This is a genomic window from Microcoleus sp. PH2017_34_RAT_O_A, assembly GCF_020737885.1.
Taxonomy (GTDB): domain Bacteria; phylum Cyanobacteriota; class Cyanobacteriia; order Cyanobacteriales; family Microcoleaceae; genus Microcoleus.
Window position 1 is genome coordinate 1 of sequence record NZ_JAEQDD010000063.1, and the last position, 21,370, is coordinate 21,370.

At 44.2% G+C, this 21,370-nt stretch carries 20 protein-coding genes; 12 read left to right on the forward strand and 8 right to left on the reverse strand.

The features are described from left to right. Positions 1-298 precede the first annotated feature (298 nt). Positions 299-784: a hypothetical protein gene (locus tag JGK11_RS20780; RefSeq protein ID WP_293186578.1), complete on the forward strand. Its 486-nt coding sequence runs from the start codon at positions 299-301 to the stop codon at positions 782-784. Between the two features lie 50 nt (positions 785-834). Here the strand turns inward: JGK11_RS20780 and JGK11_RS20785 are convergent, their stop codons facing one another. Then, positions 835-960 carry a hypothetical protein gene (locus tag JGK11_RS20785; RefSeq protein WP_293150229.1) on the reverse strand — a complete coding sequence of 42 codons (126 nt, stop codon included), beginning with the start codon at positions 958-960 and terminating at the stop codon, positions 835-837. On the opposite strand from JGK11_RS20785, the gene JGK11_RS20790 reads away from it, so the two are divergent. From JGK11_RS20790 to JGK11_RS20815, 6 genes are all read left to right on the forward strand, one after another. Next, on the forward strand, positions 953-2,926 hold the full coding sequence (locus JGK11_RS20790; protein WP_293212685.1) for a carbamoyltransferase: 1,974 nt from the start codon (positions 953-955) through the stop codon (positions 2,924-2,926). The two genes, JGK11_RS20785 and JGK11_RS20790, sit on opposite strands and share 8 nt — an antisense overlap. A 125-nt stretch (positions 2,927-3,051) precedes the next feature. Beyond that, positions 3,052-3,459 (forward strand): SxtJ family membrane protein, encoded by a 408-nt coding sequence (locus tag JGK11_RS20795; protein ID WP_293186575.1) that lies wholly within the window; start codon positions 3,052-3,054, stop codon positions 3,457-3,459. Continuing rightward, positions 3,460-3,624 carry a DUF5989 family protein gene (locus JGK11_RS20800; RefSeq protein WP_190734603.1) on the forward strand — a complete coding sequence of 55 codons (165 nt, stop codon included), beginning with the start codon at positions 3,460-3,462 and terminating at the stop codon, positions 3,622-3,624. It begins immediately after the preceding gene. Positions 3,625-3,628: 4 nt separating this feature from the next. After that, positions 3,629-4,855, forward strand: coding sequence for an SGNH/GDSL hydrolase family protein (locus tag JGK11_RS20805; protein WP_293212687.1), 1,227 nt, complete (start codon positions 3,629-3,631; stop codon positions 4,853-4,855). A gap of 19 nt (positions 4,856-4,874) precedes the next feature. Continuing rightward, complete coding sequence (locus tag JGK11_RS20810; protein WP_293212689.1) at positions 4,875-6,197, forward strand: hypothetical protein; 1,323 nt, start codon at positions 4,875-4,877, stop codon at positions 6,195-6,197. Between the two features lie 6 nt (positions 6,198-6,203). After that, entirely contained in the window at positions 6,204-7,535 is a 1,332-nt protein-coding gene (locus JGK11_RS20815; protein ID WP_293212691.1) for a hypothetical protein, read from the forward strand. A gap of 276 nt (positions 7,536-7,811) precedes the next feature. On the opposite strand, the gene JGK11_RS20820 is transcribed toward JGK11_RS20815, so the two are convergent. Continuing rightward, positions 7,812-9,143, reverse strand: coding sequence for a hemolysin family protein (locus tag JGK11_RS20820; protein ID WP_293186567.1), 1,332 nt, complete (start codon positions 9,141-9,143; stop codon positions 7,812-7,814). A 298-nt stretch (positions 9,144-9,441) separates the two neighbouring features. Between JGK11_RS20820 and mfd the strand changes: the two genes are divergently transcribed. From mfd to JGK11_RS20840, 4 genes are all read left to right on the forward strand, one after another. Then, positions 9,442-13,002, forward strand: coding sequence for a transcription-repair coupling factor (gene mfd / locus JGK11_RS20825; RefSeq protein ID WP_293186566.1), 3,561 nt, complete (start codon positions 9,442-9,444; stop codon positions 13,000-13,002). Between the two features lie 120 nt (positions 13,003-13,122). Next, positions 13,123-13,788 (forward strand): S-layer homology domain-containing protein, encoded by a 666-nt coding sequence (locus JGK11_RS20830; protein ID WP_293186565.1) that lies wholly within the window; start codon positions 13,123-13,125, stop codon positions 13,786-13,788. Between the two features lie 376 nt (positions 13,789-14,164). Continuing rightward, positions 14,165-14,278, forward strand: a complete 114-nt coding sequence (locus JGK11_RS20835; protein ID WP_293186580.1) for a pentapeptide repeat-containing protein — start codon at positions 14,165-14,167, stop codon at positions 14,276-14,278. 109 nt (positions 14,279-14,387) lie between these two features. Beyond that, positions 14,388-14,639 carry a pentapeptide repeat-containing protein gene (locus JGK11_RS20840; protein ID WP_293187169.1) on the forward strand — a complete coding sequence of 84 codons (252 nt, stop codon included), beginning with the start codon at positions 14,388-14,390 and terminating at the stop codon, positions 14,637-14,639. A gap of 28 nt (positions 14,640-14,667) precedes the next feature. On the opposite strand, the gene JGK11_RS20845 is transcribed toward JGK11_RS20840, so the two are convergent. The 4 genes from JGK11_RS20845 to JGK11_RS20860 form a co-directional block, all read right to left on the reverse strand. Next, a complete protein-coding gene (locus JGK11_RS20845) occupies positions 14,668-15,915 on the reverse strand; it encodes an adenylate/guanylate cyclase domain-containing protein (RefSeq protein ID WP_293187168.1) in 1,248 nt (415 codons plus the stop codon). A gap of 188 nt (positions 15,916-16,103) precedes the next feature. After that, on the reverse strand, positions 16,104-16,688 hold the full coding sequence (locus JGK11_RS20850) for a PepSY domain-containing protein (RefSeq protein WP_293198755.1): 585 nt from the start codon (positions 16,686-16,688) through the stop codon (positions 16,104-16,106). 194 nt (positions 16,689-16,882) lie between these two features. Continuing rightward, positions 16,883-17,749, reverse strand: coding sequence for a hypothetical protein (locus tag JGK11_RS20855; RefSeq protein WP_293212693.1), 867 nt, complete (start codon positions 17,747-17,749; stop codon positions 16,883-16,885). 204 nt (positions 17,750-17,953) lie between these two features. Continuing rightward, entirely contained in the window at positions 17,954-18,625 is a 672-nt protein-coding gene (locus tag JGK11_RS20860) for a Fe2+-dependent dioxygenase (RefSeq protein WP_293212695.1), read from the reverse strand. A gap of 273 nt (positions 18,626-18,898) precedes the next feature. On the opposite strand from JGK11_RS20860, the gene JGK11_RS20865 reads away from it, so the two are divergent. Beyond that, the gene (locus JGK11_RS20865) at positions 18,899-19,276 is read left to right on the forward strand and encodes a hypothetical protein (protein ID WP_293212697.1); all 378 of its coding nucleotides are present in this window, start codon (positions 18,899-18,901) and stop codon (positions 19,274-19,276) included. A gap of 22 nt (positions 19,277-19,298) precedes the next feature. Here the strand turns inward: JGK11_RS20865 and JGK11_RS20870 are convergent, their stop codons facing one another. Together JGK11_RS20870 and JGK11_RS20875 are read right to left on the reverse strand one after the other, a co-directional pair. Then, on the reverse strand, positions 19,299-20,696 hold the full coding sequence (locus tag JGK11_RS20870; protein ID WP_293206171.1) for an ATP-binding protein: 1,398 nt from the start codon (positions 20,694-20,696) through the stop codon (positions 19,299-19,301). Then, complete coding sequence (locus tag JGK11_RS20875) at positions 20,662-21,339, reverse strand: response regulator transcription factor (RefSeq protein WP_293212699.1); 678 nt, start codon at positions 21,337-21,339, stop codon at positions 20,662-20,664. The genes JGK11_RS20870 and JGK11_RS20875 overlap by 35 nt, the downstream gene beginning before the upstream one ends. Positions 21,340-21,370 lie beyond the last annotated feature (31 nt).

Sequence of the window (21,370 nt, forward strand, 5' to 3'; positions counted from 1 at the left end):
CGCTTCAATTAGGTACGTAGTTGCGCTTAAGCGCTCTTTTCCACAATCTCCGAAAGAGCGCTCAAGCGCAACTACGTACCTTAAGATTTGGACTGAAGTTTGATTAGTTCTCTTTTCTACAATGTCCGAAAGAGCGCTAAAGCGCAACTACGTACCTTAATTTTGGAGTTAAGTCCGATTAGCACTCTTTTGCAAAATCTACGAAAGAGCGCTGAAGCGCAACTACGTACCTTACGATCGCACCTATTCATCTGTACTCTGTTAAGATCGCTCAATATCTTGACAAGCAACCCGATCCATGCAGACTCTCAAACCATCAACCCGACCTTTCAACCATCAAGATACATATCCCTGCCCTGTCTGTCGCACCGGTCAAATTTCCACCATGCCGATGATGGAAGCCCTCGGTTGCAACTTCTGCCAGCACATTTTTACCGCTAGCGAAGAAAGACAATCGCTGAAAATGGCCGATCGCCAACCGCCCGTAACATGGCACTGGGACGGCAAAAAATGGATAGGAGCGCACCTCGAAGGCACAGAATTCGGATGGTCTTATTTTGCCGCCGCGATCGGTCTAGTCTTCCTTCCCACCACCTTGCTCGGACTTTCAGCTTACTATTTTCCTCCGGTTCCCGGCAGCCGTTTGTCGTGGTTCCCGGCAGCTTGGACGGGCTTAGCCTTTTTGTCCCATTTAGGCATAGTGCTGTGGTTGGTAGCTGAATTTTATCAATTTCCGGTGGGCACTTACTTCAGAGCTTGGGCGCGCAGGATTCGCCGGCGCTAGCTGGATGCTGTCAAAGAGCCGATCGACCTCAGCCGCCCACCAGCATCAATTCAGCTAAAATTAGAGGCGATCGCAAAACTCAACTCCAAATCTGCACCACTAAAGCTATAATCGTTAGCTATTCTAAATACATCTGATACGAGCGCATAGCGATTTGTGAGGAGAGCGATGAACATACTTGGAATCTCGGCGTACTACCACGACAGCGCCGCCGCCTTAATTCGCGATGGAGAAATTATCGCCGCAGCGCAGGAAGAAAGATTTTCCCGCAAAAAGCACGACGCCAGATTTCCCAAGAATGCGATCGCCTATTGCCTAAAAGAAGCGAACATAGAATTGCGGGAACTCGATCGCATAGTCTTTTACGACAAACCATTAGTCAAATTTGAGCGCCTGCTAGAAACTTACCTAGCCTACGCACCCAAAGGTTTTCGCTCTTTCCTCACCGCCATGCCCATCTGGCTGAAAGAAAAGCTTTACCTCAAAACCATGCTCAAAAGAGAGCTCGCAGAAATGGCAAACTGCAAAAGCAATAAACTGCCATCTCTGCTATTTACTGAACACCACCAATCCCACGCAGCCTCAGCATTTTTCCCCAGCCCCTTCCAAAAAGCCGCCGTTTTGTGCCTCGACGGCGTAGGCGAATGGGCAACAACCTCAGTCTGGCTAGGAGACGGAAACCAACTTACACCTCAGTGGGAAATCGATTTTCCCCACTCCTTGGGCTTGCTTTATTCAGCTTTCACCTATTACACAGGCTTCAAAGTCAACTCTGGTGAATACAAACTCATGGGTTTAGCGCCCTACGGCGAACCCAAGTATGTAGACAAAATTCTCACCCATTTAATCGACCTCAAAGATGACGGAACTTTCCGTTTAGACATGGATTATTTCAACTACACTGTTGGCTTAACCATGACAAATCAAAAATTTGACGAACTGTTTGAAGGGCCGCCACGCACAGCAGAAGGAAAATTAACTCAGCGGGAAATGGACATTGCAGCATCCATTCAAGTTGTTACAGAAGAAGTTGTTTTGCGGCTGTGCAGAACAGTTAAAAAAGAATTGGATGTAGATTATCTTTGTCTTGCCGGCGGTGTTGCTCTTAACTGCGTTGCTAACGGCCGACTCTTGCGGGAAGGTATTTTCAAAGATATTTGGATTCAACCTGCCGCAGGAGATGCTGGCGGTGCTTTGGGCGCAGCTTTGGCGATTTGGTATCAGTATTGCGAACAAACTCGTACTGTTGCTGATGAGCTACTCGCAGTAAATAAGATTAAGGAGGAGAGGACTGAAGTCCTTACTACGAAGGAGGAGGAAAGGACTGAAGTCCTTACTACAAACCAAGCTGTGGCGACTGTGGCGAAGTCTGTGGCTCATTTAACTTGTCACGACAAAATGCGCGGTTCCTATTTGGGGCCAAGATATACTGACACAGAAATTCAGGAATATTTGGATGCTGTCAAAGCTAGCTATCATCGATTGGACGATGCCGAATTGATGCCACAGTTGGCGGAAATTTTGGAACAGGGAAACGTCGTCGGATGGTTCCAAGGGCGGATGGAATTTGGGCCGCGGGCTCTGGGCGGGCGATCGATTATTGGCGATCCCCGCAATGCTAAAATGCAATCCGTGATGAACCTGAAAATTAAATATCGGGAATCATTTCGACCTTTTGCACCCTCAATCTTAGCCGAACGAGTTGCGGATTATTTCGAGATTGACCATTCTAGCCCTTATATGCTATTGGTTGCTCCAGTCAAAGCCAGTCTCCGCATTCCCATGACAGCGGAACAACAAGAATTGTTTGGCATTGAAAAGCTTAACATTCCGCGATCGGAAATTCCGTCTGTTACCCACGTCGATTACTCGGCTCGCATCCAAACCGTTCACAAAGAAACCAATCCTCGGTACTATGACTTAATCAGTCATTTTGAAGAGCGATCGGGATGTTCGATTTTAGTAAATACTTCATTCAACGTCCGAGGCGAACCAATTGTTTGCACTCCTGAGGATGCTTACCGCTGTTTTATGCGAACCGAAATGGATTATCTGGTTTTAGAGAATTTCTTAATTCCTAAATCGGAACAAATTCCTTGGAAACAAGACGAATCTTGGAAAAATGAATTTGAACTAGATTAGTTATTAGTTATTGGTTATTTGTTATTGGTTATTTGTGATTTGTTGGTGTTAATGACTGATAAATGACTAATACCTAATGCCCAATGCCCAATGCCCAATGCCCAATGCCCCATTCCCAATTTCTAATGAGCGACGAAATAAAAAAACTCGATAAAAAAGGCCTGCGCGATTTCGGCCTGCTAATTGGCGGCTTAATTGCAGTGCTGTTCGGTTTAGCAGTACCTTTGCTGCGGCGCGATTCTATACCTTGGTGGCCCTGGGCGATCGGCGCAGTGCTAATTGTGTTAGCATTGGCTGCGCCGAAATCGCTCAATCCCATTTACCACGGGTGGATGTGGTTTGGACTTACCCTCAACAAAATCGAAACGCCGATCGTGCTGGGGATAGTTTTTTACCTGATAATTTGGCCGATGGGAGTTATCAAAGGCATATTTGGCGAAGATGCAATGCGGCGCAAACTAAATCCCAAAATGGATACTTACCGCGTCCCGAGTAAAGCAAGAACAAAAGTTAGCATGGAGCGTCCTTTCTAAGTGTTTGAATCAACATTAGACTTTCTCAAAGATTTGTGGGCGTTTATGAAGGAACGCCAAAAATATTGGTTGCTACCATTAATTGTGACTTTAGTCTTTTTAGGAGCTTTGATTGTATTGAGTCAGGGTTCTGTAATTGCTCCGTTTATTTATACCCTGTTTTGAAAGAATGAGCAAGTTGAAGAATTTGGGTGTCAATTTAGGTTTGACACTCGGCGGTTTATTAATGGGGGTGGTAATCGGTGAAATTGGATTGCGAGTTGCTAGAGTTGAGGGCTACCCAAAAATAGGAGATGTTGTAGACTCCGCGCCAACTCGTTTCCACACTTCCGATCGCGATTTGGGTTGGAAGCTCAAACCCGGTGTGTCCGGCGAGTGGAATGGGGAAGGTGTAAGTTTTGTACAGGTGAATAGTGACGGTTTGCGCGATCGCGAACACACCAAAACCAAACCTCCCAATACCTTGCGCGTCGCAGTTTTAGGCGACTCTTTCACCGAAGCAATTCAGGTACCAGTCGAACAAACTTTCTGGTCAAAATTAGAACGAAAGCTAGGTAACTGCGGCGCCGTTAAGGGACGCAAAAAAGTTGAGGTCATCAATTTCGGCGTTCAGGGTTACGGTACCGCTCAAGAATTGATGATGCTGCGGAAAAAAGTATGGGATTACAGTCCTGATATTGTAGTCCTGGCATTTTTTATTGGCAATGATGTAATTAACAATTCCCCGCAACTGGAATACGACCATTATCGACCATTTTTTGTGTACGATGCTAGCGGCAAGTTAGTACCAGATATGTCTTTTCGCAATCTGCCGCCGATCGCTCGCAACGAAAGAGCAGTTTCCTTTGTAGATAGAATGCCCAGTTTTTTGGTCAACAATTCCCGCATCTTGCAGGTGATTAAAAAGGTAGATTTAGATAGGAAAAAGCGGCAGTTATCTGGAGATTTTACCGCTTTGAGCAGCCAAAACTTCAATCCACCTCAGGATGCAGTTTGGAAAGATGCCTGGAGGGTGACAGAGGGTTTAATCGTGACAATGCGGAATGAAGTCGTGCAGAAAAAAGCTGATTTCTTGGTTGTGACAATTGGCGATCCGATGCAAGTTCTCGGGGATGTCAAAGTCCGAAAAGATTTGATGACAAAGCACAACATTCAGGATTTATATTATCCCGACAGGCGGCTGGAAAAATTGGGCGAGCGCGAGGGTTTTCGGGTACTGAATTTAGCCGAACAGTTCAAAGGCTATACAGAAAAATATCAAGTCTGCGCCCACGGTTTTGAGAATTCTGTACCCTGTGGGGGTCACTGGAACGAACTCGGACACCGACTGGCCAGCATCCTGATCAACAGAAATCTGTGCGAAAATTTGCAACAGTCTCAAGTACCAAAAAAATAACCGCAATCAGTCAAATTTCATGAAAGATTCAACGCCACTCCAAAAAGGCAAAAATATATTAACTTTAATCGCCGTCAATTTGGCGATCGCCTTTATTTGTCTGGAAGCTTTGTCCCTAGCTTTTTACTTTATCAACCAAAAGCAGTTTTTTTATACCAGAACCAAAGCCAAAGAAAAAGTAGTCGAAGATATTGAACGTATCGGAATTAGACTAGATGAATCTATCGTAGAAAGACTCCACCCGTTTTTTGGCTACGTTCTCAAACAAGGTGCTTTTACCAATGAAAGATTAAAGTTAAAAGTCAACAGACACGGGTTTTTTTCCCTGTACGAATATCCCTTTATTAAAACCAATAAAAAACAATTTATTATCGGAGTTTTTGGCGGTTCAGTCGCCAACAACTTTGCAGTAGATGAGTATATAAATCAAAGATTGTCTAAAAAATTGCAGAGTTATCCAGAATTTGCCGATCGCGAAATTCGCATTTTAAATTTTGGCAACGGCGGCTACAAACAGCCCCAGCAATTATTGATTTTAAATTATTTTCTGGCTTTGGGTCAAGAGTTAGATTTAGTCATCAATATTGACGGTTTTAACGAAGTAGCACTGTCAAATTTAAACAACAAAGCCCAGCTAGAAATAGGAATGCCCAGCGTCCAGCACCTACAGCCGCTGACAAGTTTAGCAAGCAATGTGTCGCCGGAAGTGATGAGTTCCATCGTCGAAATTAACGAAAACAAAAAACAATTGAAAGCAGGTATTGACAAATTGCAAAATTGTCAACTTGCCTTGTGTCACGCCGTTACCTCGCTGAGAGTGAAACAATTAGTCAACAATTACCAGCAAGCAGTTGTCAAGTACGACGCGCAAGTCAAACAATCCAACTCAGACAGCGTAAATAGCGGTATAGTCTACATTCCCAAAGCTGAGTCTGTATTGCAAGAGGCTGCTGCTTTTGAGAAAATGGCCTCGATTTGGTACGAATCGTCGATCGGCATGAATCAAATTTTATCGAGTAGAAACATCAAATATTTTCACTTTATCCAGCCCAACCAGTATTATCCAACTAAACGAGTGTTTACCGCCAAGGAAAAGGAAATTGCCATCAGCAAAGACAGCCCGTACATCGCAGGAGTAAACAAAGGTTATCCGGTGCTGTTGTCAAAAATCGATGATTTGCAGAAGGCTCAGGTTAATGTGTTTAGTGCCGTAAATATTTTGGACAATACAAAAGATACGGTTTACAAAGATGCTTGCTGTCACTATAATTCAGTGGGAGAGGAAGTATTGGCAAACTATATTTCCAGTTCCATCATTAAAGTAGTAAGAAAGTCTAAATAAATATTTATGAAAGATTTCAAGTTAATTAACAAAGGCCAAGAAATCCTCAAAATTACTTTGATAAACTTGGCGCTTTTACTTGTTTTCCTAGAACTCGGTTCCTTGGGATGGTATTTTGTCAAGCACAAGCAATTTTTCTATACGAGAGAAAAGGCGCAAGATAAGTCGGCTTTAGGAATTAATTTAGAAGGAGTGCGTCTGAATCAGTCTATTGTCGAAAGGTTTCATCCTTTCTTTGGGTTTATTCAAAAACCCAGCGCTGATTTTCGACCTGGTTTTAAGGTGAACAACTACGGATTTATCTCTCCTTACGATTACCCTTTTAAAAAGTTTAAAAAAAATCAATTTGTGATCGGAATTTTTGGCGGTTCCGTGGCTTCAGATTTTTCTATATTTCAAATTCAAAACAAAATTTTACCTCAATACCTAAAACAGGTTCCCGGTTTACAGGACAAAGAATTTATAATTTTGTCTTTTGCTACAGGCGGTTACAAACAGCCGCAACAGTTATTAATTTTAAACTATTTTTTGGCCTTAGGTCAAGAATTAGATCTAGTAGTCAATATAGATGGCTTTAATGAAGTAGCACTTTCTAATTTAAACAATAAAAATCAGATTAATCTGGCGATGCCGAGCATTCAGCACATTTCGCCGCTGACTAGCTTGGCGAATAATAGCCTTTCTACCAAGGCTTTGCAAGCAACTATTAGAATCAAAGAAAATAAAACTAAGATTAATGAGGGTTTGGAAAGTTTGCAACACTGCTCTTTAGCTGCGTGCGATGCTTTGACTTCTGTGTACGTTCAAAATTTAGTCAACAATTATCGCAGAGATGTGATTGCCTTTGAAAAAGAACGCAGCAAAACTCAGCAAGATGACGAGGGTAGTGTGATGTATATTAATAAAAATAAGTCTGTTTTAGAGGATGGTGCAGCTTTTGAACAAATGGCGTGGAATTGGGCAAAAAGTTCAATTTTTATGCACAAAGTGCTGTCGGCTAGCAATGTTCCTTATTTTCATGTCCTCCAGCCGAATCAATATTATCAGACAAAAAGGGTGTTTAGCGATGCCGAGAAGCGGATTGCTTTTAATAAAGAGACTCCTTATGCTAAGGCTGTGGAAATTGGATATCCGGCTCTTTTGGGTAAGTTTCCTAATTTACAAAAAAATAAGATTAATATTTTGAATGGGGTGAAGGTGTTCGACAAGACTAAAGATGTTGTTTATGTAGATAGCTGCTGTCATTACAATAAAACTGGAGAGGTAATTTTTAGCAATTATGTGGGTAGTTCTATTGTGGAAGCTTTGCGGAAGGATGAAAGAAAAAATAAGAAGTGATATTATGTCCAGTTGATTTATTATTGATTGTACAATTTGCGAGCTCGTAGGGGCGGGTTCACCAACAAGATATAACGATAACCAACAATATATAAAAACCCGCCCCACTCTCACGAATAATTCACATCAACCTGATATTTATATTTAATTTCTAAATGTAGGTGATGATTCATCGTTGGGTGGGGGCGGGTTTTTGAGATTGTTTGTTTCCGGCGATGATGGTTGGTGAACCCGCCCCTACGGGTATTATGTCCATGGATTAAAATTACATGGATTTTAGGTTTTTGGTTGGGTTTTAGGTCGATCGCCCGTGGATTCGATCGGCATTACCAAGATCTTATCAACTCGGTTTCCGTCCATATCGACGACTTCGACGCGCAAGCCGTTCCATTCAAAATGCTCTGCCGCCGCCGGAATTTTACCCAAATTTGTAATCACAAAACCGCCCATTGTGTGGTAACTTCCCCTATTTTCTAAAGAGACTTCTTCAATTCCAAACAGTTCAAAGAAATTCTCAACCGGCAGCATTCCGTCTAACAGCCAAGAACCATCTTCGCGCTGCACGGCTTGCGGTTCGTCGGCATCTTCAATCGAGGGAAAGTCGCCAACTAATTCGACTAAAATGTCGTTGACTGTCACTAATCCTTGAATGACACCGTATTCATCTACTACCAAGGCAAGTTGATTGCTAGATTGCTTGAAAAGCTCTAAGACTTTTAAACCGCGCGTACTTTCGGGTACAAATAAAGGTCTCCGCAAAGAAGCACTTAAATCGAGGGGTTGACCGGTCAAAGTTCTCGACAGCATATCTGTAACGTGTACTAAACCGACAACGTTGTCGAGTCCGCCCTGACAAACGGGAAACCGGGAATGACCGCTGCCAAGCATTTTTTGGCGGTTTTCTTCAACTGAATCGTCCAAATCTAGCCAGGTCAGATCGGGGCGGGGAGTCATTAAAGCGCTGACTCGCCGATCGCCTAAACGGAACACTCTTTCTACCATGTCCTGTTCGGCTTCTTCAAAGGTTCCCGCCTCGGTTCCTTGCTCTATTAAAACTTTAATTTCTTCTTCTGTAACTTGCGGTTCTGTCGAGGGCGATATCCTCATCAGCCGCATCACCAAGTCAGTGGAATAACTTAACAGATAAACCGCAGGAGCACCAATTTTGGAGAGCATTCGCATGGGAATTGCTACGCTTGAGGCGATCGGCTCAGGGTTGTTGAGGGCCAACCGCTTCGGCACGAGTTCGCCGATAATTAAGGTCAGATAAGTGATCGTTAAAACTGCGATGACTGAGGCGATCGGCTGAGCATAGGGCGCTAAAGCCGGTATCAAGCGCAACAGAGGCTCTACTCTTCTAGAAATTGTGGTTTCTCCGAAAGCGCCTGACAGGATAGCCAGCAGCGTAATTCCGATTTGAACAGTCGGCAAGAACTGATTGGGGGCATTAGCCAGATCCAAAGCTACACGGGCATTCGTCGAACCCTGGTTAGCCATCTGTTGCAGTCTCACCTTCCGTACTGAGATGATGGCCATCTCTGACATCACAAACACGCCATTGAGCAAAACTAGCAGGAGAACAATCAGAAGGTCGGTACTTGGGGACATTTCTCAATTTATCGGTAGTAAAGGCGAAGCGCACTGCCCGCTTAAAGCATAAGCCCGGAAGCTGCCAATCTCGATCGCAAAAATCGAAATTGTTGTCAACCTGTCCCTAGATTAACGGAACGGGCTCGTTTCGATCGCAAGTTCCAGATATTCAGACAAGGCTTCTAGTAGAAATCTACCCGCAGTAGAGTTGAACTGCCAACAGCCGATCGAGACAATGATAGATGTTTGTCGTACAATCGAACTTACTAGGCAGCGGGGAAGATCCTTCGCCCATCGGGATAAAAACTAACAGCCCATGACTTTCTCTTCGATAATTCGGACATTGGGGCGATCGCCCCTAGCCACAGAACTTCTCAACAAGCTCAAACGGCATCACTGTTTGCAACTGAACGGTATCGCCCGCTTACCAAAAGGTTTAGTAGCTTCCGCCCTCGCACAACAAGAGGGGCGAAACCTATTAGCCGTGACAGCAACTCTGGAAGAAGCCGGCCGCTGGGTAGCTCAATTAGAGGCGATGGGTTGGCAAACCGTACATTTTTACCCAACTTCGGAAGCTTCGCCCTACGAGCTATCTTACTCCGACGAGAACGAAATGACCTGGGGGCAAATGCAGGTTCTGGCGGATTTGGTGGATCGGGAACAAAAAACGGCCAATTCCTCAAAGCCGATCGCAATTGTAGCTACAGAAAGAGCTCTCCAGCCTCACTTGCCGCCTAGAAGTGCCTTTGAACCCTACTGTCTGACGCTGAAACGAGGCGAAGTTCAAGACTCAAAGATACTTGACCGCCAACTTGCCTCCATGGGGTACGATCGGGTGACTTTGGTGGAAACGGAGGGCCAGTGGAGTCGCCGGGGGGATATTGTCGATGTGTTTCCGGTGGCGGCGGAGTTGCCGGTACGGCTGGAATGGTTCGGGGATACTTTGGATCAACTGCGCGAGTTCGATCCGTCGAACCAGCGATCGCTCGATAAGGTCGATCGATTAGTTTTAACTCCTACTAGCTTTAACGCAATTATTAAGGCAGTTTTAGCTGAAAATAATCTTGACAAAACAAACCAAATAGACTCTGTTGATATAGAAAATGAAGCAGAAAAATATGTCCGCAGGCTGTTAGGTTTAGCCTTCGAGAAACCAGCTTGTTTGTTGGATTATTTGCCAGAAAATACTTTAGTTGTAGTTGACGAACCGCAAGGATGTGAAGGCCACAGCGACCGCTGGTTTGAAAATGCCCAGGAACAATGGGAAAGTTGCAATCGGGAATCAGAAGTTGTTGATGGTGAAACGCCAAGATTGCCAATTGCTAATCTGAAGGTTCCGAAAATTCACCGCACTTTTGCGGAATCGATCGCAGATGTCGCAGCTTTTGACAGGCTAGAACTTTCAGAATTAGCAGAAGATTCTACTACTCAAAAAATTAAAAGCTCCTCCGGGGGCGAGCAGCTACCGCCTGCGGTTAATTTGTCCAGCAGGCCAGTGCCGGTGATGCCTCACCAATTCGCGAAGCTGTCTCAAATGCTCCGGGAAGAGCGCGATCGCGGTTTTACGGTGTTTCTGGTTTCGGCTCAACCGAGTCGATCGGTCTCTCTGCTGTCGGAACACGACTGTCCGGCTCAGTTTGTGGTGAATCCACGCGATTTTTTGGCGATCGACAAGTTGCAGTTGCAGCACATTCCGGTTGCTTTGAAGTACAGCGGGCTGGCAGAGTTGGAAGGGTTTATTCTGCCGACTTTTCGGATTGTCTTAATTACCGATCGAGAATTCTACGGTCAGCATTCTCTCGCTACATTTAGCTACGTTCGCAAGCGCCGCCGCGCCGCTTCTAAAAAGGTTGACCCGAACAAGCTCAGTCCGGGGGATTATGTGGTGCACCGCCAGCACGGAGTGGGCAAGTTTCTCAAGTTGGAACGCTTGACGATCGATCGGGAAACTCGCGAATATTTGGTATTGCAATACGCTGACGGTACTCTGAGAGTCGCGGCGGATCAATTGGGCGCGCTGTCGCGGTTTCGGACTGTCGGCGATAAAGTGCCGGATCTCAACAAGTTGACTGGTCAAACTTGGGAAAAAACTAAAGCAAAAGTTCGCAAAGCTGTTAAGAAAGTAGCAGTAGATTTGCTGAATCTTTACGCAAAAAGAGCTAAGCAACAGGGTTATGCTTTTCCTCCTGATATGCCTTGGCAGCAAGAGTTAGAGGATTCTTTCCCGTACCAACCAACGCCGGATCAGTTGAAGGCTACTCTGGATGTGAAACGTGACATGGAGGGCGATCGACCGATGGATCGCTTGGTCTGCGGCGATGTCGGTTTTGGCAAGACGGAAGTTGCTCTAAGAGCTATTTTTAAGGCAATTACAGCGGGCAAGCAGGTGGCTTTGCTCGCGCCGACGACAATTTTGACCCAACAGCACTATCACACGCTCTCAGAGCGTTTTTCGCCTTATCCGATCGAAGTTGGTTTGCTCAATCGCTTCCGCACAGAAACTGAACGCCGGGAAATTCACAAACGCCTAGCAACTGGGGAGTTAGACGTGATTGTCGGTACTCAGTCTGTTTTGAGTAAAGCGATTAAATTTCGGGATTTGGGTTTGTTGGTGGTGGATGAAGAACAACGGTTTGGCGTGAAGCAAAAGGAAGCGATTAAATCTCTGAAAACTGAGGTAGATGTCCTGACTCTGACGGCGACTCCGATTCCCCGCACGTTGTATATGTCTCTATCGGGGATTCGGGAGATGAGTTTGATTGCGACTCCGCCGCCCAGCCGCCGCCCGATTCAGACTCATTTGGCCCCCTACGATTTGGAGGTGGTGCGGACTGCAATTCGTCAAGAGTTGGACAGGGGCGGTCAGGTTTTTTATGTTGTACCTCGGATTGAGGGGATTGATGAGTTGGCCGATACTTTGCAGCTAATGGTTCCGGGGGCGAGAATTGCGATCGCCCACGGTCAAATGGATGCTGCGGAACTAGAATCGATCATGCTGACTTTCAGTGCGGCAGAGTTTGATATTTTGGTGTGCACTACGATTATTGAGTCGGGTTTGGATATTCCGCGCGTCAATACAATCTTGATTGAGGACGCGCAGAAGTTTGGTTTGGGTCAGTTGTACCAGTTGCGGGGACGGGTGGGACGCGCGGGGATTCAAGCTCACGCTTGGCTGTTTTATCCCAAGCAGAACCAACTGTCGGATGCTGCAAGGCAGCGGCTGCGGGCAATTCAAGAGTTCGCGCAGTTGGGATCGGGCTATCAGTTGGCTGTCCGGGATATGGAAATTCGGGGCTCTGGTGATGTGTTGGGTACGGAACAGTCTGGTCAAATGGAGGCGATCGGTTTTGATTTATATGCTGAAATGTTAGAGGAGGCGATTCGCGAAATTAAGGGTCAGGAAATTCCCAAGGTTGAGGATGCACAAATCGACCTCAGTTTGACGGCGTTTATTCCTGCCGATTATATTGGAGATCTGGATCAAAAGATGAGCGCTTATCGGTCTGTGGCTTCTGCGAATACTCTCGAAGAGTTGCAACAGATTCGGGCCGATTGGTGCGATCGTTACGGGCAGATTCCTCTACCAGCGCAGCAACTAATTCGTGTTGTCGAACTCAAACAAATCGCCAAGCAAATCGGTTTTTCTCGGATTAAACCGGAAAATAAGCAGCACATTGTCTTGGAAACGCCGATGGAGGAACCTGCTTGGAATTTGCTCAAGGCTAATTTGCCCGAACATCTACATTCTCGTTTTGTCTACAGCAAGGGGAAGGTTACTATTCGCGGAATGGCTGTTTTGAGCGCCGAAAAGCAGTTGGATAATTTGATTGATTGGTTGGGTAAAATGCAGGGCGCTTTGCCGGAAGCAAAGATTTGATTTTAATATGAAATCCCGCTATTTAGCCGGCGGTCGAAATCTCAGAATCATACCGATGGAACCGGAGAAAATATTGCTGCTGCTTTAATAATTGTTTGAGCAGCACAAAGGATTAAAATCGTGAAAAAGTTAGTCTGTGTTTTTTTTGCGATCGCGCTAGCGCAAGGAGTGCCAACGGTGGTTCAATCTCAACAAATAATTGACCCGATCGACCGGGTTGTCAATGCAGGATTGATGAATAAAGATTCTAGCGGCAATTTTAATGCTGAAAGCATTATCAGTCGCGCCGATTTGGCGGTAATTTTACTGAAAACTTTTGGTTTGGAACGGCGGAAAACAGCTCAGAAACCGGATATGGAATTGCCCGACGTACCTAAAAGCTACTGGGCTTACAGTGCGATTCAAACTGCTTTGAAAACGGGAACTATGAGTGGATATCGCGACGGAATGTTTTTCCCAAATCAAAGGGTGACTCGCGCTGAGGCTTTGGCGATTTTTGCTCAAGCTTATGGGGTTTTTCAGTTTCCAGACGCCACCGTTGCCGAGATTTTAGCTAGGTATCCAGATGCAGGGGAAATTCCTAGTTGGGCTAGAAAGTCTATGGCTACTGCACTGTATGAAGGGTTTGTGAATCTTGAAGTCGGAACTAATGCAATTAATCCTTTGAAGCCGATGACTCGCGGTAATATCGCTTACGCTTTGAGCAAGTATTTGGAGCGGCAGGTAAGACCAACTTCTTTGCCTGTCCCGAACGAGGAGCCACCAAATCGGGGGATGGGAAGGTAAATATAGTAAGTTTCATTTGCCTGAGAATCGGTAATTAGTAATTGAGAAGGCCATAGCTCATTCAATTAAAAATTGCTAAGCTGTTCGACATTCAAAATGCACTATTTGTGTGCCAGATCCCATACTGTAAGGGGTTGAGGCAATAAATTTAAATGACTAACAGCTTATAGCAATCCTAACTGAGATGTGAACACAAATATGATAAAATATAAAAAAACTAAGTGCGATCGGGCAACCAAAAACTCCCCAACCACCCAAAAAAGACGACCCCAAAAACCTCGGCTACGTCTCACCCGAATTTGCCGAAAAAGTATCCCAACAGGAAATTGACCAAATCAACGCCAACGTCGAAACCCTGCTCCTAACTAAAAGCTGCATCCGCTGCGACCTCCGAGGTGTAAAATTAGTTAACCTCACCTTAAAAAATCCGATCGTTACAGGAGCAGACTTATCAGATGCTAACCTCAGCGGAGGTACTTTCGAGATATAGCGGTTCTCAGAAAGATGAGGTATGTTGTTGGGCTTCAGCCCTCTTGGTTTAAGCGGTTATATAAGCTGTCAGTCATACCTCATCTTTTTGAGAAAGGCTATAGCAGATTTTGTCAACACTAACCCTAGCACGCACTGATTTAAGTGGCTCAGTTTTAATAGGAGCGAGAATCAGCAATAGTAATTTTAGGAAAGCTAACTTGACCAATACTAATTTAGACGGTGCAGACTTGCGCTTTTCCGACTTGAGAGATGCCAATCTTTCTAATGCGAACCTCCGCAATGCGAACATGGATGGTGCTAGTCTCGATCGAGCAAGTATGGCAGGAACCACCATGTCCGATGGTCGAAAAAATCAATAATATTAAATTCGTCATTCCTGACGGCTAGCTATATTAACCACCATGCAATTAAAGCTGCTGTCTTACCTTTCGCCACTATCGGTTCGCAAGGTTCCACCGTTAGACGTTGTGACATCCCTTGATAAACAGCATCAGAAATAGTAATTGCACCACCAGGCGTGGCACTTTCTAAGCGTTTTGCTGTATTGACAACATCACCAATCACCGTATAAGTCCGAACATCTGCACCGCCAAATAGCCCTTCAATAACGCTCCCGCAATGCACTCCGCATCCCGCACCAATTCCATATAATTCAAGCATTTCTAAAGCAGCTTTACTCATAGATTTAGCCGCAGCAATTCCCTGCTGTGGCGTAGCATAAATCGCCATAATTTCATCGGCTGTAAAAGTTATTCTTAAAGGCTGAAACTTGGCGGCGGCTGGTTCAACACAACGGTAATATTCATTGATAACCGCTGCAACTGTCTCAGGGGAAGTTTTTTCGCACCAACTTGTAAAACCGCGAATATCCATAAATAAAATCGTGCGATCGCACTTTTGAAAAGCCAAACCTGCTGGATTATTAAGCGCTGTGTCTACTACATGACTTCCCATCCCCCATTCTGCCATGTTTCCCAGTAGTTGATCTGTTTTTTGTAGCTGCTTTCTTTGTTTGAAAATCTGTACCGACTGCAACCCCAAAAGCAAACCGATAAATACCATACTCCAAGTAAGAAACCAGTGCGTTGCCGTCCGTGAAAATGTCACTATCAATTCTAAATTAGCAATTAAATATTGAGACTTAATCCCAATCACAACATAAAAAGCTACCACCATCAGAGCCCGTACCACACTTTCCAGTGGAATCAGCCAATCATCAATACCCTTAGCCCAATGGAATCGCAATCCTTGCAAAGTAGCAATCATCAGAGAAAATAACCAAAAGACAACGTGACTAGGATTTTGGAAAAAATCTAGCCCGTCTATCGGCAGATCAATCAGCGTATAGATACCAACGCAGATCAGGTTTCCCCAAAAACGGTGGCATTTCGAGTTCGACAGATACCAAGCCTGAACAAGCATTGCTACTATTAGTAAATATTCAGTTGGGTCTGTGATAAATTTGAAGAAACCAGCTAATATTAAGTCTGATAAACTCTTCAGAATTAAAAAGTGACCGCTGTTACTTAATACTTCACTAAAAAATGTACTGGTGCGACTTCCTTGTAGCAGACTTTTCCATACAATTTTTGACTTAAGACTTGATTTTGCCGTTTCAATACTTCTATTTTTCATCTTAATTAAAGGTCAGCGACCAGAGAATTATTGTATACCAGTTCCCCAAAAAAGATGCAACTGTAGAGAGAATTAAAACCACGATATTCATCAGTTATCCCCGAAAAACAAATCTATTAGACATCTCCCATAATTATTGTGGAACAGGCATCCTGCCTGTTCTTCAGAGGCTTTTTGGGAGATGTATATTAGCTATCTTCCTCTGTTGTTTGCTGGCGGCGTTTCCGAAAAATACCAGTCATATTGATTCCTGTTACCAGCAGCAAAATCACACCCAAACCTACCAAAAACACATAGATTGGCATCAAAAAATTTCCCAAATATTCTCCTTGGTGGATATTCAGAAAAACTTTTCCTACCTCTTTTGGCATCTTAAACCAACTTCTGCCAACTCGATAGATTACACCTGTGACTGTACTCACTGCTAAAGGCAAGACAATAATCGGTGTAGCAATACGGTGAACCTTACGAAAATCAAGTTTAGCACCCGGTCTTTCAGGGCGTGTGCCACCAAAAAATTTGGTCATCGTCAAACCAGTAACTATCAGCCCAATCACTCCCAAAGCCAGGAAAAGCACATAAAATGGTCTGAGTTCCTTTCCGAGATAGCTTCCTTGGTGAATATTCATAAAAATCTCAGCAGCATCACCTTCTATGCCTAACCAATCTTCTCCCAGCCGATAGGCAACTCCCGTTATGGCTGTTAAGAGTAAAGGGATGAAAATAATCGGTGCAACTTGGCGGTGAAGTTTGCGAAAGTTAGCGCTAGCCATCTATTTATTCTCCTATTTTTCAGATGTTTTGTTGTTTACAAATCAGATATTCTTGGACGCACGAGTAGGCAGAAACCGGGTTTTTTTGCGAAAATATTTCGTTGTCACCCGCAGATTCGGTAAAAAACCCGGTTTCTTTGGTCAAAGTGGGTAATTCATGTTGCAAAAAAACGGTTTTAGCGCCAGTATTACAATTAGGAATAAGTGAAATTAGTCGCGTTAATATTTCCAGCATTAACTCCTTTCAAGACTGCCAAATATTGACCAGTGCCTGCTATCCTCAACAGAGTATCGCTAGCATAAATTTCTGTTCCTTGAGTGATATTAATGTTAGAAAATCCTAAGCCATCTTTCAGCTTCAGTATGTCTGCGCCTTTTTGAAAGTCCGTGATGATATCAGCGATATCGAGAGTATTTGTAGCCGATCGCCCTTCCAGCTCAAATAAATCCGAACCCATACCGCCGGTCAGAATATCTTGACCCTTCCCTCCTTCGAGAATATCATTGCCTGCACCGCCATCAAGCGTGTCTTGACCCTTGCCTCCTTCTAGTTTATCGTTGCCGCTGTTGCCGCTCAAAATATCATTGCCATTGCGTCCTTTTAAAGAAACATTATTACCAGGAATTCCTGTCAGGATGTCGTTACCATCTGTACCTTTAATTTCATTCTGATAGAAATTGCCGCCGCTTTCGTATCCCTGAGAGCTGATAGACAAACTGTTTATAACTGGGGTATAACTGGAAGAAGCAACAGGTTGATTGACAGAAAACCCCATCTCGTAACCGCTTTCACCACCGCTTTCGTAGCCAGAATTGCTGTTACTAATATTGTAACGGCTGTCATTCCCACTTTCGTAGCCAGAATTGCTATTACTAATGTTGTAACGGCTGTCATTCCCGCTTTCGTAGCCAGAATTGCTGTTACCACTTTCACCGCTTTCGCCACTTTCCCCAATTGAGAGTTGGTATCTCTCCGATGATGCTCGATCGACATCGATAGAATTGTCTTGTGTCACATAAGACTGTCCCACACCTGTCCAAATTTTAGTTTGGTTGCTCATCTTTTAGATCCTGGTTGTTTAACTCATTTACAATTACTGTGACAAAACAAAGTAAAGAACTCGGAAAGACCTAAAATTTATTTCATCCGCTTCCAAAACCTCCTCAATAGTCCTGGACACACGACATCCATATCTGGTGTGAATCTAGGGGCAATCCCCGTGGTTGCCCCAATCCCTTAGTCTCTTGCGTAAGTCCTGCTCAACCTAAACATCAGCCCATTTTCGCAGCAAATTAGCAATGCTTTTTGATAGCAAGTCAAACTCCGCTGTCTTTCCAGACTTCTGAAAAAGGGTATCGCGAACCGTATCCAAATCAAAGAGAATTTCTCGATTATGAGCATCCCGAACTAAACTCTGCACCCAAGTCACCGCCGCTAGTCTTTCACCTTCCGTTACAGGTTCCACACGATGTAAAGTTGTAGTAGGATAAACAACCATTGAACCAGCATCAAGTTTAAAAGCTTGTTCGCCTTGGGTACTTTCAATCACTAATTCCCCGCCCGTATAAGTTGCAGGATCGCTGAGAAATAGAGTGAGAGACAAATCCGATCGCATTAGTTCTTCATCTCCCATAATCGCATTATCAATATGTGTCCCGTAGTACATTCCTCCCTGATAGCGACTAAACATAATGGGACGAATTGCTTTAGGGCGCGCCGCTATTTGGAATAAAGAATTGCGTTTTAGTGCTTGATTGACTAAATTTATGAGTTCCTGAGTTGGAGCCGCATCATTTTTTAGTTGAGCATTATTTTTTACTTGTTGGGCGTACCAACCTGCTGTTAACTTCCCATCGACAAATTCAGCATTTTTTAGGCGATCGACAATTAATCCTAATTCCTCTGAACTCAGAATATTGGCCATACAGATAATCATTTGGGACACTCCTACAGGTTGCTAATGGACTCGCATTGTAGCAATAAGGTAATGTCTATGCAAACAATTTTTAGAGGTTTTTGGTTCTTTCCGAGTTCTTTACTTTTTTCTGGGATAGTAGGAGTAATACCAAATCCTGCCTTTTTATCTCCTCTATGATTCGGCGGTTGAAACCGCTACTACACAAACGAAGTCCGCCTCCGCGGACTAAGAAATAAAGGGGATTTTTAACCCGGATTTGGTATAATCACCCAGAATAAGGCTTTTTGAAAGATGCAAAGTAAAACTAAGATTTGGCTCGGCATTGGAGCTTGCGTTTTAACCTCTGTAGCTGCTAGTGCGATCGCATCCCAGAATGATAGCAGTGTTAATCAATTTTCCCCTATTTCTCTTTTAAGTAATGCTGCTAATTCATCGATGAGCAACAGCAAGCCGGTTAAACCGATCGTTTTAATGAGTAGCAGTGGTGGCGAACAAGGAGAAAGCGGCGAAGGAAAAAAACCAAAACCCCGGAAAAAAAGTAGTTTCACTTCTGAACTTTACTTGACAGATAGTAATGTCACAATGACAGCTTCGAGGGGCGGGGAAAGTGGAGAAAAAGGTGAACAAGGAGAAAGCGGTGAACAAGGAGAATCTGGGAAGAAGAGTTAAGGTTTTCTATTAATATCAACTCTTAAGCTACTGAGGAGAATTTTACTTGAAAACAGCTACCTACTCCTAGCTGACTGGTAACGCTAATTTCTCCTCGGTGGCTTTGGACAATTGCTTGGGCGATCGCCAATCCCATCCCCAAACCCCCTGCACGGCGATTTCTCGCTCGATCTGCTCTCCAAAATCTGTCGAAAACTAACTTGACATCTTCTGGAGCAATGCCGATGCCAGTATCCTCTACACTCACAATTGTCGATCGGTTCTGTCTGCTCAGAGAAACAGTCACAATTCCGCCCGCTGGTGTGTAATGAATTGCGTTTCCGAGCAAGTTGGAAAACAAACGAGTTAGCTGTGCAGCATCTCCCATTACAGATGTATCAATGGCTAAATTTGACTTGAGAATAACTTGCTTTTCTTGAGCTTGCAGTTCCCACAAATCTAGCAAATCCTCTAATAGTTCGTCTAACGGAACCGCTATCCACTCGCGGGCGATCGTGGCTGCTGGTGCATCCATTCTAGTTAATAAAAGTAAGTCTTCAACTAACTGAGTCATCTGTTTAGTCGCAGAGGCGATCGCCACCATTTTCTTAACATCCGCTGCATGAATTCTCTCAGGATGACTCTGCATCACTTCCACTGAAGTTTTAATCGCCGTCAGCGGACTTCTCAACTCGTGAGAAGCATCAGCAGTGAATTGTTTTAACTGCTGAAAACTATCCTCAATTGGCTTGAGAGATTGCTTAGTCAGCCACAAACCACCAACCGCAGTCAAGCTCAGGAAAATAATACTCCCATAACCCAAATTCCAGCGGAGTCTGCTGAGAACTTCTTCAACTTCTTTAGTAGATTCGCTGGTGCGAATATAACCTTTTAATTCTTGCTTTTTATCATCATAAGAAATGTAAACTGGAATTGTTGCCGACCGAATTTGCCCGTTTTGTATGGTTTGGAAACCCGATTTTATCGTTACAGGCGGTAAAGTCTTGCCGGAATTTCCTAACATTTTACCTGCTTCATTAAACCATTCTACAGATTGATCTGGTTCCCGCAGATTTTGCCAGGGAATGTCTAAGTCTCCGTCTTTGTCTAACTGGCGCGTTACTTTTTCGCGATCGAGTTCAATCTGAAAGTCATCATTGCGCTGTTCACTTTGTTGATGAGATAGATCGCCTTTTTTTTCTGGATGTTCAGAAAGGTGCTGCTTTTCGATCGCAACTAAACTGTGAGAAGCTGCTTGAGCCAAAACCTCCAATCGCTGGTCTAATTCTTGATACAGACTGCTGGCAAATAATTCATAAACAGCAATAGCAGAAGTTCCTAAAATAGCTACCATCACTGTTAAGTAAGATAGCAATAAACGCCATCCCAAAGATTGAAATTGGGGATTAGAGGTTTTGGTTGAGCCGATAACCCATGCCATAAATAGTCTCAATAAAATTAGCTGGTGCGCCTGCTGCTTTCAGTTTTTGTCGCAAACCCCGGAGATGAACTTTTACGGTTTCTTCTCCTGGCGAGTCTTCAAAAGCCCATATATGGTCTAGGATAGCACTCCGTGTTAAAACGCGCCCTCCTGTTCGCAGGAATAATTCTAGCAAACTGTACTCCTTTGGTGTAAAATTAAGCAAATTATCGCGATAAGTAACTTCGCAGGTATTCGGGTTTAAACGCAGATTTTCCCACTCTAATACTGGTGGCAAAGTTGTACTTCCCCGCCGCAGTAAGGCTCTAATTCTTGCTGCTAATTCTGGCAAATCGAAGGGTTTAACGACATAATCATCAGCTCCGGCATCTAGTCCTATGACTTTATCATTGCTGGTGTCTCTGGCTGTTAGCATGAGCACGGGGGTTTTTAAACCTTGTCGGCGCAAGCCCTGACATAGGGTAATTCCATCTATTTTTGGCAGCATCACATCTAGCAGAATTAAGTCATAGGTAAAAGTTTCTGCAAAGTTCCAACCTTCTTGACCGTCGGCGGCTATGTCTACGGCATAATGTTGGTCGGTGAGGGCTTCTGCTAATGCTTGGGCAATGCGATAGTCATCTTCTACTAACAGAATTTTCATAGTTTACTGCTAAAATATTGTTGATTGTTGA